1 protein-coding gene is annotated in these 861 nt (G+C 63.6%); it reads left to right on the top strand.

Going from position 1 to position 861, the window contains the following annotated elements:
* Positions 1 to 861 (top strand): elongation factor Tu (gene tuf / locus QQS38_RS25910; RefSeq protein ID WP_479648186.1); only part of this gene is annotated, 861 nt, incomplete at both ends.

Below are 861 nucleotides of genomic sequence, written 5' to 3'. Positions count from 1 at the left end.
CGGACCAAGCCGCACGTGAACGTCGGCACGATCGGTCACGTGGATCATGGCAAGACGACGCTGACGGCGGCGATCACGACGGTGCTGACGGCGAAGTTCGGCGGCGAGGCGAAGGCGTACGACCAGATCGACGCGGCGCCGGAAGAAAAGGCGCGCGGCATCACGATCAACACGGCGCACGTGGAATACGAAACGGCGAACCGTCACTATGCGCACGTCGACTGCCCGGGCCACGCCGACTACGTGAAGAACATGATCACGGGCGCGGCGCAAATGGACGGCGCGATCCTGGTGTGTTCGGCCGCTGACGGCCCGATGCCGCAAACGCGTGAGCACATCCTGTTGGCGCGTCAGGTGGGCGTGCCGTACATCATCGTGTTCCTGAACAAGTGCGACATGGTGGACGACGCCGAGCTGCTCGAGCTGGTGGAAATGGAAGTGCGTGAACTGCTCTCGAAGTACGACTTCCCGGGCGACGACACGCCGATCATCAAGGGTTCGGCCAAGCTGGCGCTGGAAGGCGACAAGGGCGAGCTCGGTGAAGTGGCGATCATGAACCTGGCCGATGCGCTCGATACGTACATCCCGACGCCGGAGCGCGCGGTGGACGGTGCGTTCCTGATGCCGGTGGAAGACGTGTTCTCGATCTCGGGCCGCGGCACGGTGGTGACGGGTCGTGTCGAGCGTGGCGTGATCAAGGTTGGCGAGGAAATCGAAATCGTCGGTATCAAGCCGACGGTGAAGACGACCTGCACGGGCGTGGAAATGTTCCGCAAGCTGCTGGACCAAGGTCAAGCGGGCGACAACGTCGGTATCTTGCTGCGCGGCACGAAGCGCGAAGACGTGGAGCGCGGTCAAGTG

Source organism: Trinickia sp. Z7 (assembly GCF_056498045.1).
Note: the sequence above shows the minus strand (reverse complement) of the source record. Positions and strands in the feature narration are given on the sequence as shown.